Below are 14036 nucleotides of genomic sequence, written 5' to 3' on the forward strand. Positions count from 1 at the left end.
CCATCGAGCGGCGGATTGGAAGCGTTTTCAATGATGAGCGGCCCCTCTGGATCTCATAAACAGGAATTTTGGTAAGGACAAAGGGATGTCAATGCGAGATAACGCTGTAGCTTCCATCCGGCTTGGGGTGGAGGATTTCAGAGCTGCAGAACACGATGAAGCTCGAGCCCTTTCCTCCATTCGAAATCTGACCGCGGGACTACTGTTGCTTTTCAAGGTCAAGTTGCAGGCCATGAGCACACCTGACTCAAGCGAGGCATTGCTCAAGGAAAAGGTGACTCCCATCATGGGGCCAGATGGTCAGCCCATTTGGGTGGGCAGCGGGAAAAAGACGGCAGATGTACGGACGATAATTTCTCGACTCGATGGACTGGGAGTCGATGGAGTCGAGTGGAAGCTTCTTGAAGCTCTCACCAACACAAGAAATGATATTGAACACTATTACAGCACCCGTCCGACATCGGTGCTGCTAGAAACCGTTGCAAACTGCTTTCACTTGATACAGCAGTTCGTTCCCGTCCATTTAGGTATTAGTCCAGTAAGCCTGCTTGGAAAAGACATCTGGACGTTTCTAACTGAGCAGGAAGCTTTCTACGAGCGAGAGCGAAAAGCGTGTCTAGAGTCACTCAGTAGCGTCTCTTGGCACTCGAAAATTCTTGCAAGCGCCACAGAGCACCTGCATTGTCCTAAATGCAGGGCCAAGCTCATGAAAGCCTCAGGCGACGTCGACAAACATTCGATAACAACGTTTCACTGTACTCGATGCGAAGCCACATCGCAGTTTGATGATGTGGTCGATTCCATGCTCACAGGGAAATATTTCAAAGACCTATACATTGCGGCCACTCAAGGTGGGGACGGCCCGCTAGATGTCTGCGCACGCTGTGAACGTGATTCATATGTTATCGAGGAAAGCCAGTGCGCGATTTGCGGGGATGGCCCAAAGGCCTCCGAATGTAGGCAATGCGGGACAATACTTGATGACGATGCGGACATTGAGGAAATTCATTCGGATGCACTGTGCGACCATTGTCGCTACATACTAGAAATGGATTAAAGAAACCGCCTAAAGATCAGCTGGCACAACGAGGCCGCAGGCGAACTGTTCGGGTGATGCTCGCTGAAAGGTCTTACCTTTTTGATTGCCGTGCCTCGGTATCCAAGCAAGCGACTGGTTAAGATGAACCTTTGCAGTAGGTGAAATATGCGAGCTTACAGCATGGCAAAACGCTATCAAGGTCGCTATCATCCGTGCATCGCTGCTTTCTTGAATGCTTCATGAGTTAGAAAGGACTCTTACAATGCGGATCCGCGAAATACATACCTCCGTTGGATTTACAAATGGACTCGGCAAACATGATTTCAACACTAACAGAATTGACATTATTACAGGGGCAAATGGATCTGGAAAGACCGTACTTCTAAACTCAATACTGCAATTCTTCAGAGAAAAACCGAAATCCACATCCTTTACCCCCTCTGTTATTTACACCATTGACAACACTAATTATAGAGACCCTGAAGAGGCAAAGCCTCTTAAACTCGTTGCTCAAACATTCAGCCCATTCAGTAGATTCCCTTCTCCCAAATCAATTCAAAAGTCATTACTCGAAAGCTACACAACTGAACCGCTATCCAAAATAGATGAATATATCTGTGCAGGAATTCATCGTGGGACTAGGTCAATCGGCCCCAATCTTTCCAAATCAGTTTTAGAAAATTCGATATTCAGGCTGAGTGAGTCATCTGAGTATGCCGGAGCCTTGGCTCACGCATTATCAATCCTCAAATTCAGTAGCAAACTCAGCTTTAAATATTCATCAAAAAAGAATTTAGCAGACCTCTTTTCCGCACGAGATCGGAGAACTGCCGTTCGAAACATGATCACGGAAGCGATCAACGCTGTTCCCATTGGCACATTGGCTCGCTCGCCACTAGCGGTTGAAGCATCACTGTCAGACCATCTAGCTTTAGCCAGTCTAATTGAAAGTGCAATGGAGCAACTAGAGCGAACAACAGTCGACTACCGAAATTTCAAACTGAGCTTTGACTTTAACAATCGGCATCTGCTTGACTTTGCGACACTTCAGTCTCTAGCGTTTTTAAGAAAACTCGGATTCCTAAAAATTGTCAATTGCTTCATAGGATCCGAGCAACACCCGGGCTCGGACATTTCCTACTCAAGCTCTGGTCAGCAGCAGATACTTTGCTCACTGCTTAGTCTGGTTTCTTCGCTATCCGATGGCGCAGTGGTGTTAATTGACGAACCTGAATTAAGCCTTCATCCCACTTGGCAGCAACTCTATTTCGACATTCTTCTGGCTTCGATCGCCCCGTTCAAAGATTGCCACGTAATCGTAGCAACCCATTCACCACTAATTGTACAGCGTGCACAGAACGCTGGCGCAGGCGTGATACGAATGGGGACTACCACCCAAGAGGTCGATTTGAAAGATGAAAAAGCTTCCGTTGAGGATGCTTTGCTGGATATTTTTGAAACTCCAATCACTGATAGCGTAGAGATGGCTAGTAAAATATTTGATGCTGTAACTCAAGCAGAAGGCGGCACTAAAGCAGAGCGTAAGCAGGCCCTGGAGAAGCTCAAAAGGCTTAGGCATATTTATTCCAAGGGGTCTACGCGAGATGATAAAGATCTTGCGATGATAAATGATGCTTACAGAATGCTTTCAGAAAATTGATTGGAGGTGCGCAATGATTAGAGCTAAGCCACCTATTTTTACCACCCCAAAATCTTTCACAGATATTGAGCACCAATTACTCAAGAATAAAGGAGCAGCTGACAAGCACTTTTGGGACACAAAAGTACCTGCCGACAAAGCTGTGATTACAAAGTTCAAGAATGAAATAAAAGACCACTACTGGAATGGTCAACTTAGGCGTTGCTGCTACTGCAGTTCGGAACTCCAAAACCATAAAGCAACTTATGATGCAGAACACATAATAGACAAGTCCGGCCACCCTCAATTCATGTTTGAATATGCAAACCTGGCAGTTGCATGCAAAGTTTGCAATCGAGGAAAATGGACTACTGAAATTACTGTAGACCAGGTGGCCACATCCACCCCACCTTCGCTATCACACGATTATACAATCGTGCACCCTCACTTGGATGAGTGGCATGATCATTTAGAGTTCGATCGATGGAACCGAATACACCCCAAAGCAAACAGCTCAAAAGGAACACACACTATTGATGTCTGCAAAATTCACAATTTAAATACTGCTCGCCTGGCCGATCGTTTCGCCACCGACCGTAAAGAAGCAGAGAACTACCTTCGCCAAATTTATGCAGAGAAAAGCATCAGTAAGAAGGAGGCCGCACTATCCTTGCTCCGCAAGCTTGCTGACCAATACAACTTGCCTCAAGCCAAGGCGGTTGTAGGGGCTGTCGAAGAGGAGGTCTTGAGAATTCGTGAGGAAAGTGAACAGCTAGTCCGAATTTGAGCTGCACCTGCTACGCAAATTGAGTCGCTAGATTCAAATGAGCAGCATAGGCGTGCGCGTAGCGAGCGAATAGTTGAATCACTAAAAAAGAAGGGCCCTGCTGGCCCTTCTCTTGCGCTCCCCGTACTTTACTTCGAGAGCCAACTCTCAACTTTGTCAGAGCCGTATTCAGCTTTCCATTCTTTTAGAACTTTATGGTTACCGCCTTTGGTTTCGACGACTTCACCGGAATGCGGATTTTTGTACACCTTAACGGATCGAGCTTTCCGGATGCCTTTGGTCTCAGCAGCGGCTGGAACACGGCGGCTAGCGGACTGAGGGTCGAGGATGGCGACGATATTGCGAAGGCTGTAACCGTACTCGCCTAACAGAGTGCGGAGCTTCTGCTCGAACTCGATCTCACGTTTTAGACCATCATCGTTTTTCAAGGATTCAAGCTCTGCCAGTTGGGCAGCAAGCTGTTGCTCAAGGGCGCGAAATTCAGCAAGGCGGGACATGTAACACCTCAGATAATTAGTGATGGCAGTATAGTCAGCAGCACCTTAGGTGAAAAGGTCGGGGGGCGTTATGAATCTGGCCCTTCATGAGGCTATTCGTGTTGCCGCTGACCGAAAACTGACCCAGTAGAGGCTGTTCTGCCGACTGAAAACTGACCCAGGTGTTCAACTGCTTCTGCTCACTTTTTGAGCAGGAGAACACAGGGTGATCAGCATGGAAATGTTGGGGAAAATCCGGCGGATGTACTTCCGCGACAAGCTCTCGCTGCATCAGATAGCCAAGCGTACCGGGCTTTCTAGAAACACCATCCGAAAATGGGTCAGAGCACCCGAAGCCACTCAGCCGGCGTACCAACGGTGCGCAACCTTCAACAAACTCAGCCCTTTCCACGAGACGCTGGAACAGGCGCTCAAGGCCGATTCGTTCCGGCCAAAACACAACCGCAGGAGCGCCAAAGCACTTTTTGAGCAGATCAAGGCCGAGGGTTATGACGGCGGTTACAGCCAGCTCACGGCGTTTGTCCGCTCTTGGCGAGGCGAGCAAGGCAAGTCTTTACGCGCTTTTGTACCGCTGACGTTTGCGCTCGGTGAGGCCTTTCAATTTGACTGGAGCGAAGAAGGTCTGCTGATCGGTGGTATTTTTCGACGTATCCAGGTCTCCCACATGAAGCTGTGCGCCAGCCGCGCATTCTGGTTGGTTGCGTACCCCAGCCAAGGCCACGAGATGCTGTTTGATGCCCATACCCGTTCGTTTGGAGCGTTGGGTGGTGTGCCGCGTCGCGGCATCTACGACAACATGAAAACGGCTGTCGACAAGGTTAACAAAGGCAAAGGCCGCACGGTCAACGCCCGGTTTTCCGTGATGTGCGCGCACTATCTGTTCGATCCGGACTTCTGCAACGTGGCCTCTGGCTGGGAGAAAGGTATCGTCGAAAAGAACGTGCAGGACAGCCGCAGACGAATCTGGCTCGATGCTCAAAATTGCATGTTCCATACCTTTGAGGAACTGAATGTCTGGCTCGGCCAACGTTGCCGGTCGCTCTGGAGCGAACTGGTGCATCCGCAGTACAACGGACTGACGGTGGCCGAGGTCTTGCAGCTGGAGCAGGTCGAAATGATGCCAATGCCGACGGCATTTGATGGCTACGTCGAGCGTACCGTGCGGGTCTCCAGCACCTGCCTGATCAGCGTGGCGCGAAATCGCTATTCAGTGCCATGTGAGCGAGTCGGTCAGTGGGTCAGCAGCCGTTTGTACCCTTCGCGGATCGTGGTCATTGCTGACGAAACGGTGATCGCCAGTCACGAGCGCCTCTTTGATCGAGATCAGGTCAGTTTTGACTGGCAGCACTACATCCCACTTATCGAACGCAAGCCTGGTGCATTGCGCAACGGCGCGCCATTTGCTGATCTGCCAAAACCGTTACGGCTTCTCAAACGAGGACTGAGGCGTCACACCAACGGTGATCGAATCATGATGCAGGTACTGGCTGCTGTGCCAATTGCGGGTCTCGAACCAGTGCTGGTGGCGGTGGAGCTGGTACTTGAATCGGGAAGTCTGAGCGCCGATCACATCCTCAATGTCGTTGCCCGCCTGACCTCCACCGCACCACCTCCCTGTATAGAAACCAGCCTGCAACTCAAGGTCGCGCCTGTTGCCAATACGGCACGCTACGACCGGCTCCGTGCGACCGATGAGGAGAATCGCAATGCGTGACCTAATGACTGAACTCAAAGAACTGCGCCTGCACGGCATGGCCAGTGCTTGGGAAGAACTGGTTTCTCAAGGAACAGCGTCGACGGCTTCATCGAAATGGCTGCTGGAACATCTGCTTCAGCAGGAACATGCGGATCGCGCGGTGCGCTCGGTGAATCATCAGATGAACATGGCAAAACTCCCCATGCACCGTGATTTAGCTGGCTTTGACTTCAGCGCTTCCAGCGCTGATGCCCGGCTGGTCAGCGATCTATCAAGCTTGGCGTTCACTGAAACCGCGCAGAATGTCGTGTTCATCGGCGGCCCTGGAACCGGGAAAACACACCTGGCCAGTGCCTTGGCTGTATCCGGAATCACGGCCCACAACAAACGCGTGCGCTTCTTTTCCACGGTGGATCTGGTCAATCTGCTGGAGCGTGAAAAGTACGATGGCAAGGCAGGCCGAATCGCCCAGGGACTGCTGCGCACAGACCTGGTGATACTGGATGAGCTGGGATATTTGCCCTTTAGCCAAAGCGGCGGTGCCCTGTTATTTCACCTGCTGTCCAAACTGTACGAACACACCAGCGTGGTCATCACCACCAACCTAAGCTTCTCGGAATGGTCGAGTGTGTTTGGCGACGCCAAGATGACCACCGCGTTGTTGGATCGGCTGACACACCACTGCCACATCGTCGAAACGGGCAACGAGTCCTACCGCCTACAACACAGCACCTTGGCCGCCCAGACAAAGATCAAGTCACGGGAACGAAAGCGCAAGGACGGAGATGATGTCGAGGACGATGAGCCATTTTGATCCGCACCATAAATGCCCTGCTGCATGCGGTGGGGCTTGATGCGTCTTGAATCGGAACACTGCTGCTAAGCTTATCCACAATTGCTGGGGCAAAAATCAGCAATCCGTCCTGGGTCAATTTTCAATCGGCAGGGTGGGTCAGTTTTTAATCAGCGCCAACACCCCAGGAGCTCAGGGATCAGATCATTGAGGCCCGAGAGTTATACAAAGACTTAGTTCAAAAATAACGGTAGCAAGCAGGCAACCTGCTTGAGGCTTTTGCCCTTTAGAAAGTTTCAAGCCTCGCCTCAATGCCGGCCTTTTTGGCCATCGCGATCATGATGTCGAGGCGGTCGGCATCCACGATAAATCCTACATACTCATCACCGCCGGTATTCAGGTGCAGGTAGCGTTTGCCAAACCTGGCCAGCCACTCATCAAACTCGGCAAGCACCTTTACAACAGTCATCCCCTCGCCTTACTCGTACGGATACCAACTCATGTAAGAACAGAGTGATAGCGGTTGGAGGCTTATGCCAAAGAGTGATGCGGGCGCGGCTCTTCGAGCACGGCTGTCGTAAACCAAGCCGCCTAGGCGTCTTGGCCCTGCGGGCGGACATCCTCGCGCCTGCGCGCTCCGCTTGCCCGATTCAGCACTACCTTGAGCCCCAATAATTCGAGGACAAGCTGTTGGTAGACTTCGATCTCGACCTTGCTCGGGTCACTGAAACTCACTACATCACCGGGAAAGCAGCGATTAATTTTCCTTGGTCGGGATCGACTACCTGAGGATGGCATTTCCTTGGCTACTGCGACAGGGACGCTGGGCAAGTGAAAGTCTCATTAGCGGGTATCCACTACCCCGATATTTCGTTTCTTTTTGGTGCTACTGGTGCGTTTGACGCCAGCGAGGATCCCGCCAGACGTGGGTGGCGTTTCGATTCCGCGATCTACATGGCAGAACATTTCCGCGCCGCTGAAGATATGCTTTACGCCAATCCACAATTGCTGCTGACAAATCGGCAATCTGCCCTAGGGCAGTTTTCAATCCGCGCGAACAGTAGGAGGCTCAGGCAAACCATTGGTGTCAACGTAAACTAAGTCCTAGAAGCTGTCGTCCTCGATCTATAGCCCATCTTGGGCTTCACGCTCCGCTTGCGAAACTCCAAGTCCCCAGCGAGGTTTGGTACTATCTGCCTAGCTACTGGATGTAGCCTTCTCGCCCTTGCTTAAGCTTGCGAATACCCTGCAAACTATACAGTCTTCGTGCCTCCGAAAAAGCCATCATTGCAATCGTGGGATATAGGTTTGCTCGATAAACCTCAACCTCTACATAAAACTTACCTCATCAACAAAAACGACCTACTATTTATGAAAAACTTTATTCCACTACTCACACTACTCATATTAGGCACAGCAACGTCAATTGTCAGCATCACTCAAGACCAGGACATGCAATTTCTATATTCAGCACTTGCAAGCTCACTTGGCCTGGCCATAATTTTCCACTTCAATGGCTGGCTTACCCTAGATGATCGACAACTCTTTAAACAGCCACTTTTCATTATCGCCACAACTTATCCAGCTTATCTATTTTTAATATTTGGCTTCTGGGCTTGGAAAGATCACACACTAGAATTATCCGCTGATGGTTACGCACAATTCTAGGCAATTAGCAAACTACCACTAATTATGCTGGCGACTTCAGTCCCCCTTGGCGCCATAGTCAACAATGTACACCGGACAATCCAAACCGAGAAACAAATCAGTCAGAGCGAATTAAAAAATCGAAATGACATTTACTATGGTCACGTAAAGTTTATCGTCGACCAATTTGACAAAATAAAAGGGCGCGAGATAAGTCATAAATTTCAATTTAAAATTGCAGACCACATAGCAAACAAAAAAGAAATCGAAGAAAAGATTTGCGACATACAATCCCAAATAACAATAATCAAGCCAATAGAACTTTATGGGAAAACATTTACTCAAGCGTCTTCCACTAGCGGCTCAACACTTCAAGTCTCCTCGCAATTTCTTGACACTATACAAAAAGAATGGACTGACATTGAAGGGATTTGTAAGAAAATAATAAAAAAACCCGAACCGAATTCAGATTATTCTCTTTATCAAAAAGAGCTCATGGAGTGGTACCGGGATTTAAACTTCACTCACGAACGACTTTGCCACTATTTATGCCTAGATGGTTTCCAGTCAGAGTATTCATTCATCATGGCAGACAAATATAGACACTGGCAACTTATTTCAACTTTCTCAAGCGGCAGTCATTTATACAACTCTTTGCGCTCACTAGCCACTGTAACGACTCTAATACTGGATAGAGTTCGCGACAGAACAATGGATGACTATTTCAAGCCAAACGAGCCAATTTTCAAAATTGGGGCACACTTCGCCAGCGACATGAGCAAAATTCTCACTCCAATCATAATTTCCGATTATCTGAAACCAGACCTACGTCGATCTCTAACTTCAACCTTACCTACCATATGATCAGAAGCGCTCAAGTGCAATGCAGATATTAATCTAACTATAGACACTCAGGACGAACGCACGGACAACGTGCAAACCTAATGGACAACCTGTAATTAACGTTATGATGGGATACGTCGAGCGCTCTTCGGCACCCCCCGCCTGCACCCCAAGTGACCGCCCCAGCCGCGCCGACTCTCGAATTTCCCATCGGCGCAATTGGGTTAGGCTGGAAAGGGTTTTGGTTCATCCTTACCAGCTAGCTCCTACTAGCGCTCCGCTGAATATAGGCCCTAAATTCGTCAGCGGACATGGTGTTATGCCGGGCGTCGTAGGTATCTGGTACGCGATTGTAGACAGAAGAACTGCTGAAGATCACGAAGCTGCCGCGTGACAATCGCGTGACACGCCTTGCCTCCTCACTCAGAGGTCTGCCTCGATACTCATTTTCGAACCAGGCATTTAGAGGTGCATAAACACCAGGTGCGATCTCAGTAAGCTCCTCAGAGTGTTCAAGGTATACGAAAGCATCATTATCTAGCGCAGGATAGATAGGCTTGAGTTCAAGCCTGAAATAATTCCACTCTGGCTTCCCGGCACATGACTCAAAATAGAGGCGCTCTGGACAGCAAATTTCAAACATACGATCACTGACCTGCAGCTCAATCATGTCGTTTTCCGGAGCAAGGTCTGCCGCTATCAGCGTCATTCCCCCTCCTGTCGGATAGAACATATGATTCAACCCGGAACTCGATGCGGCGGTATTCAGCACAGCGCAGATTTGTAGCCGGTCTTCCCACTGAGCTCTAGCTGGCGTCCCTAACGGGAATATTTTATCCGCGACCTCTCGCCACTCATGCCCATTTCTGGTATCGAAATCGTCATTGATGCCCTTCCATTGCTCCAACATCTCTATGAAATGCTCAAGAGGAGGTCTCTGTCTGGGTTCGTGGTCGGTAGAGGTAGCTAAAAGCTCATCAAGTGGCGTCAGGTAGAGTTCGGGAAAGTAGTGGCGTAGCCCTACTGAAGTACGCGGGTCATACTGCCCATCGAACCCTAACGGTCTACGGGTCAGAACCATCCAGAGCGATTTTGCTAACGAATAAATGTCTGCCAGTTGTCCATCGGCCTCAATTGGTGCTCTCCTCATTTCTGGTGCCATAGTGAATTTCGCACCGACGTCCCGGCGCTCGGGTGTCAACCCTTCTGCGTTTGGGAGCTTCACCAGACCAAAGTCTGAGAGGCAAATCTGACCGTCCAGAACCAAGAAGTTAGCAGGCTTGATATCTCGGTGAGAGATACCTCCGCCATGCAGCCGACTCAGAGTCTTTGCTAGAGTCTGAAAGTCGGTGGCAATCTCGAATGGGTTCTTGTGCTCTATGGTGTCCAAGTAAGGCACAGCTAACGGCATGACGTACCAAGGTCTCTCCCTCTTAGGATTCGCCGGAATATAGCTGTCCAGTAGAGGCACGATTCCCTCTGGGATGCCAAGCCCCTTCAACACCTCTATCTCTCGACAAAAACGCTGATATGGCTCATCAGTGCCGCCGCGTATGAGGACTTTTATCGCTCGGTGTTCTCCACCTTCATTTGTGGCTTCCCATACCTCGCCATTGCCGCCCTTGCCGAGGAGCTGACCCAATGTCCACTGACCAAAAACTGCACCTTGCTCAATCCTGCTCAAAACATGCTCTCGTTTAGGTGTTATTCAAATGCCTTCAAAAAGCAAGGCGCCTTACAGTGGGATGCTACGACCCCCTACCTATCGAGGTGGCGGTTCGGTGAAGCGAAGTCTAGGCTAGATCATGCGTTCTCGAGCACATTCAGATATCTGATAAAACGCAGACAAAAGAGCTTGCTCTGACGGGCAATGCCGAACCTGGTTGCCAACTCAAGCGCTACTGAACGAAGCATTTCCTATCCCCATAAAGAAGGGCCCCGCAGGGCCCTCCATTTGTACTCAACAGATGTTACTGGGCCAGCCAGTTCTCGACTGTGTCGGAACCGAACTTGGCCTTCCATTCCTTCAGAATTTTATGATTGCCCCCTTTCGTCTCGACAACTTCGCCCGAGTGAGGATTCTTGTAGACCTTGACTGCGCGAGCTTTGCGGCTGCTTTTAGTTTCAGCAGCAGCTGGAGCGCGGCGGCTATTGGACTGAGGATCCAGGATGGCGATGATGTTGCGCAAGCTGTAACCATACTCACCTAGCAGGTCACGTAGTTTCGTTTCGAATTCAATTTCGCGCTTCAGACTATCATCGTTTCTCAGTGTTTCAAGCTCTGCCAATTGGGCAGCAAGCTGTTGTTCAAGCGCGCGGAATTCAGCGAGACGGGACATGTAACACCTCAGATATTTAGTGTTGCCAGCATAGTCAGCACTATCCAAAGTAGACAATCGAAGGGCCCTCAGACGCCTAACGCTGATGCTCACGCCTTGCAGACATGTGAGCATCCAAGTGCTTCATCTCAGCCTGCCATTGAGTCAGAAATTTGTCCCAGTCATGGGCGTACGGGCCATCGACTAGACGCGTCGATCCGATGCTCGCTTGCAGAAAGCGTTCACGCCATGGCTGGGGAATACTGGCCTCGTCAACGATGTTGATACCGGAACTGTGGCGCTCAATCAGGACTGCTTTGCGGACAGCATCAATATCGAGATGTGGATGACTCTGGTTTAAGTCCACGCGCTCCTGGTCTTCAATGTCGTCAAGCACATTCAAAATAGCGGCAGCTTGTGGGTCGCCCGGCACCAGGTGCGAAAGTGTCCAGAGGGCTTTGCGCCTAACAGACTCACGCGTACGAAGATCATCAGCCATGTTCAGTGCCTCGATTGGAACCGGCAGTCAGTCGGCGATAAAGGTCGGCTAAGAGGCGAGCATCCAGCAGCGCGTGATGGGGAAGTTCCGGGAGCGTCACGTCGCCGATATCATCCGCTTCGAGATGCCTGAATAGCAGGATCAGGTTGGTTGGACTATTGGCAACGTTGGCAGGCCAACGATGATTTACGTAGGCCAATAGGCAGAAGAGATCCCAGTCCCAATCCGGCGCGTCCGAGCAAATCTCGAGCGGGCCTTCAAGGGTGCTCAAGAAAGCGAGCAGTGAGGTTTGAGCTTCGACCAAGGGTTGCCCATGTTGAGGGAGGTTGAGCTGAGGCAGGACGTTCTGGATCACGAAGTCGCTGCAGTCTGCCACTTGGTAGGTATCTGTGAGCTCGACGTAAAATTCGTGGCCGGCCTCGGACACGAGTGCCAGCGAAATCAACTTCGTGTCGCGGTTAAGCTGAGTGAATTCGCAGTCCAAAAATACCTTCATCCCCTCCTCCCCTGTGAGTATCTGGTTCATGCGTGCCAGTGTACCTTTGGCAAAACGATCAAAGCCGGCTGGTTTCTTTTATGACTTTAACCGATTGTCCTGAAGAACCTACGCCTGCGCTCACAGCGAGAGAGGTTTGCCAGGTATTGCGCGATGTGATCTTTGGGCGACGCGTGATGGTCAGAGTATGCGCTCAGACTTGGGACGAACTCTATGCCGGCATGTTCTTGGTCGAGATCGAGGGATTGAGCATTACGATCTTCAACGACTGTGATGAGCTTGTTTACTGCGAAGCGTGCGTGAGTTCGGATGGACGGCGCTGGTCTTTCGACTCAGGGGATCGATATGGGACTGAGCCGGTAGCTCTACTTAGCACGTGAGAGCATCAGATGCTTGAAAACCTGCTGAAGGCGCTCTGCAAACCATATTCAATAGTGGGCGCCTTGATGGATCGGCTGCAGTGAGCCAGGGCTAGGCCATGTCTTGAGCCGAAGGGGTTCCACAATCGCGCCTTTACCCTGCCGGCTTGGCCGATGTTCATAGAGAGAGAAGTCATGACTTGTATTTTGGTTGCTCATCTAGGTGATGAGGTCATCATCGCCGCCGACAAGCGTGTCACCCAAATCACCCAGGACGGCCTGAAAATCCCTTGCGGTGACAATGAGGAAAAGATCGTTAGGACAAAATTTGGCGTCATCACCGGGGCGGGCTCATTGGCGATGCTAGATCCAGTTAAATCGTTTGTTCGAGATCACGGTTTCAACAGCCCTGATGATGTCTTGGACTTGATCCTGCGTACCCGCCACTCGTTCTCAGAATTCCATGCCGAAAACCCTCGTCTTCAAGCAGATCTAGCCGAGACCTCATGGATGTTCACATATCCGACTGTGGTAAATGATCAAGCGATTACACGGTTCGTCTACTTCCACCAGCATCACAGCGCCGAATCCTTATGCGGGCTAACCGAGGGAAGAGTGATGTGCTTCCCTGGCGGTTTTTCCTTGGAGCAAGCGCAAGAGCTGCAGGCCAAGCTACAGGGCGTGGTGACTGCAGCACTCGATTCTTATCCTACTGATCAGGTGAGACAGCTGGTGGCCTCGTACATGCTTACGTTGATTAGCGAAGTTTCGGCCACCAGCGAAACAGTCTCCAACACGTGTGACATCGCTCTCGTAGAAGGTAACAAGGTGATGATTGCGATGTCCGTCAGGGCCGGCGATCAGGCGCTTACATTCGCTCCGATGGCCCACCCAGTGGCTGACTAAACTAAAACTTGGCGCTTCTTGCACGCCTGCGTCGTGTACCAAGCCACTCGCCGTCTGACGCGTTCCGCCCAAGGACTGCGTGCTCCGCTTGCCCCTGCGGATGGTTACTAAGCTCCACGCCAGCAACAATGTGACCTCCACTCTCAACAGCCTGACGTCGAGTCGGGAGCACAGGCGCACTTCAACGGCATACCCACGACCCACTGCGAACGCCAGGAGGGCCTGCTCATGAAAATCCCTAACCGCCGATTGCGACATATCCGCCTCATAGGTCGGGAACATCCATCTTAGGCGTGAGCCACAGCGCTATAGGTGTCGGTCTCCCATTGCTAAGGCATACGTTCAGAAGGGCAGTCATAGGTTGAAGACGCTGATCACCAATGCGAGCTACCTGATCGTCCATCGGGTACGCTGTGAACTAGGCTCTTGCAGCGTTAAAGTCGACCCATGAGGCCAGCTAATAAATAACACGATACGAGTTGCCTACCTTCATCTGGACATACCTAAAGGAGTAGCC

At 50.6% G+C, this 14036-nt stretch carries 15 protein-coding genes; 9 read left to right on the plus strand and 6 right to left on the minus strand.

Translation table 11 applies throughout. The features are described 5' to 3' along the window. Positions 1-85 precede the first annotated feature (85 nt). The 3 genes from CRN80_RS00425 to CRN80_RS00435 all read left to right on the plus strand — a co-directional run bounded on the left by CRN80_RS00425 (position 86) and on the right by CRN80_RS00435 (position 3465). Positions 86-1057, plus strand: a complete 972-nt coding sequence (locus tag CRN80_RS00425; protein WP_256588633.1) for a hypothetical protein — start codon at positions 86-88, stop codon at positions 1055-1057. 244 nt (positions 1058-1301) lie between these two features. Further along, positions 1302-2699 (plus strand): AAA family ATPase, encoded by a 1398-nt coding sequence (locus tag CRN80_RS00430; protein WP_178081006.1) that lies wholly within the window; start codon positions 1302-1304, stop codon positions 2697-2699. A 13-nt stretch (positions 2700-2712) separates the two neighbouring features. Beyond that, positions 2713-3465: an HNH endonuclease gene (locus CRN80_RS00435; protein ID WP_098949291.1), complete on the plus strand. Its 753-nt coding sequence runs from the start codon at positions 2713-2715 to the stop codon at positions 3463-3465. A 128-nt stretch (positions 3466-3593) separates the two neighbouring features. On the opposite strand, the gene CRN80_RS00440 is transcribed toward CRN80_RS00435, so the two are convergent. After that, complete coding sequence (locus CRN80_RS00440; protein ID WP_098949292.1) at positions 3594-3962, minus strand: histone-like nucleoid-structuring protein, MvaT/MvaU family; 369 nt, start codon at positions 3960-3962, stop codon at positions 3594-3596. Positions 3963-4176: 214 nt separating this feature from the next. Between CRN80_RS00440 and istA the strand changes: the two genes are divergently transcribed. Together istA and istB are read left to right on the plus strand one after the other, a co-directional pair. Further along, positions 4177-5676: an IS21 family transposase gene (gene istA / locus CRN80_RS00445; RefSeq protein ID WP_138183595.1), complete on the plus strand. Its 1500-nt coding sequence runs from the start codon at positions 4177-4179 to the stop codon at positions 5674-5676. Beyond that, on the plus strand, positions 5669-6472 hold the full coding sequence (gene istB, locus CRN80_RS00450) for an IS21-like element ISPsy20 family helper ATPase IstB (RefSeq protein WP_029241171.1): 804 nt from the start codon (positions 5669-5671) through the stop codon (positions 6470-6472). Before istA ends, istB begins: the two co-directional genes overlap by 8 nt. Before the next feature lie 265 nt (positions 6473-6737). Here istB and CRN80_RS00455 read toward each other — a convergent pair whose 3' ends face one another. Beyond that, positions 6738-6920 carry a hypothetical protein gene (locus CRN80_RS00455; protein WP_098949293.1) on the minus strand — a complete coding sequence of 61 codons (183 nt, stop codon included), beginning with the start codon at positions 6918-6920 and terminating at the stop codon, positions 6738-6740. A gap of 362 nt (positions 6921-7282) precedes the next feature. On the opposite strand from CRN80_RS00455, the gene CRN80_RS31165 reads away from it, so the two are divergent. The 3 genes from CRN80_RS31165 to CRN80_RS00465 all read left to right on the plus strand — a co-directional run bounded on the left by CRN80_RS31165 (position 7283) and on the right by CRN80_RS00465 (position 8962). Next, positions 7283-7552 carry a hypothetical protein gene (locus CRN80_RS31165; protein WP_178081007.1) on the plus strand — a complete coding sequence of 90 codons (270 nt, stop codon included), beginning with the start codon at positions 7283-7285 and terminating at the stop codon, positions 7550-7552. 270 nt (positions 7553-7822) lie between these two features. After that, positions 7823-8119 (plus strand): hypothetical protein, encoded by a 297-nt coding sequence (locus CRN80_RS30290; protein WP_138183474.1) that lies wholly within the window; start codon positions 7823-7825, stop codon positions 8117-8119. Between the two features lie 24 nt (positions 8120-8143). After that, the gene (locus CRN80_RS00465) at positions 8144-8962 is read left to right on the plus strand and encodes a hypothetical protein (RefSeq protein ID WP_098949294.1); all 819 of its coding nucleotides are present in this window, start codon (positions 8144-8146) and stop codon (positions 8960-8962) included. Positions 8963-9200: 238 nt separating this feature from the next. Here the strand turns inward: CRN80_RS00465 and CRN80_RS00470 are convergent, their stop codons facing one another. The 4 genes from CRN80_RS00470 to CRN80_RS00485 form a co-directional block, all read right to left on the minus strand. Next, on the minus strand, positions 9201-10625 hold the full coding sequence (locus tag CRN80_RS00470; RefSeq protein ID WP_178081008.1) for a protein kinase: 1425 nt from the start codon (positions 10623-10625) through the stop codon (positions 9201-9203). A 286-nt stretch (positions 10626-10911) separates the two neighbouring features. After that, complete coding sequence (locus tag CRN80_RS00475) at positions 10912-11280, minus strand: histone-like nucleoid-structuring protein, MvaT/MvaU family (RefSeq protein ID WP_098949296.1); 369 nt, start codon at positions 11278-11280, stop codon at positions 10912-10914. A 76-nt stretch (positions 11281-11356) separates the two neighbouring features. Then, complete coding sequence (locus tag CRN80_RS00480; protein WP_098949297.1) at positions 11357-11758, minus strand: hypothetical protein; 402 nt, start codon at positions 11756-11758, stop codon at positions 11357-11359. Next, positions 11751-12284 carry a 3'-5' exoribonuclease gene (locus CRN80_RS00485; RefSeq protein WP_138183475.1) on the minus strand — a complete coding sequence of 178 codons (534 nt, stop codon included), beginning with the start codon at positions 12282-12284 and terminating at the stop codon, positions 11751-11753. The genes CRN80_RS00480 and CRN80_RS00485 overlap by 8 nt, the downstream gene beginning before the upstream one ends. Positions 12285-12808: 524 nt before the next feature. Between CRN80_RS00485 and CRN80_RS00495 the strand changes: the two genes are divergently transcribed. Then, entirely contained in the window at positions 12809-13519 is a 711-nt protein-coding gene (locus tag CRN80_RS00495; protein WP_098949299.1) for a hypothetical protein, read from the plus strand. Positions 13520-14036 lie beyond the last annotated feature (517 nt).

Source organism: Pseudomonas sp. FDAARGOS_380 (genome assembly GCF_002591235.1).
In the GTDB taxonomy this organism is placed as follows: domain Bacteria; phylum Pseudomonadota; class Gammaproteobacteria; order Pseudomonadales; family Pseudomonadaceae; genus Aquipseudomonas; species Aquipseudomonas salmasensis.

Excerpts from the sequence above, each read along its gene's own strand:
- CRN80_RS00485 (WP_138183475.1), bottom strand. The coding sequence starts at position 12,284 with ATGAACCAGATACTCACAGGGGAGGAGGGGATGAAGGTATTTTTGGAC.
- CRN80_RS00440 (WP_098949292.1), bottom strand. The coding sequence starts at position 3,962 with ATGTCCCGCCTTGCTGAATTTCGCGCCCTTGAGCAACAGCTTGCTGCC.
- CRN80_RS00475 (WP_098949296.1), bottom strand. The coding sequence starts at position 11,280 with ATGTCCCGTCTCGCTGAATTCCGCGCGCTTGAACAACAGCTTGCTGCC.
- istA (WP_138183595.1), top strand. The coding sequence starts at position 4,177 with ATGGAAATGTTGGGGAAAATCCGGCGGATGTACTTCCGCGACAAGCTC.
- istB (WP_029241171.1), top strand. The coding sequence starts at position 5,669 with ATGCGTGACCTAATGACTGAACTCAAAGAACTGCGCCTGCACGGCATG.
- CRN80_RS00465 (WP_098949294.1), top strand. The coding sequence starts at position 8,144 with ATGCTGGCGACTTCAGTCCCCCTTGGCGCCATAGTCAACAATGTACAC.
- CRN80_RS00435 (WP_098949291.1), top strand. The coding sequence starts at position 2,713 with ATGATTAGAGCTAAGCCACCTATTTTTACCACCCCAAAATCTTTCACA.
- CRN80_RS00425 (WP_256588633.1), top strand. The coding sequence starts at position 86 with ATGTCAATGCGAGATAACGCTGTAGCTTCCATCCGGCTTGGGGTGGAG.
- CRN80_RS00430 (WP_178081006.1), top strand. The coding sequence starts at position 1,302 with ATGCGGATCCGCGAAATACATACCTCCGTTGGATTTACAAATGGACTC.
- CRN80_RS00495 (WP_098949299.1), top strand. The coding sequence starts at position 12,809 with ATGACTTGTATTTTGGTTGCTCATCTAGGTGATGAGGTCATCATCGCC.
- CRN80_RS00455 (WP_098949293.1), bottom strand. The coding sequence starts at position 6,920 with ATGACTGTTGTAAAGGTGCTTGCCGAGTTTGATGAGTGGCTGGCCAGG.
- CRN80_RS00480 (WP_098949297.1), bottom strand. The coding sequence starts at position 11,758 with ATGGCTGATGATCTTCGTACGCGTGAGTCTGTTAGGCGCAAAGCCCTC.
- CRN80_RS30290 (WP_138183474.1), top strand. The coding sequence starts at position 7,823 with ATGAAAAACTTTATTCCACTACTCACACTACTCATATTAGGCACAGCA.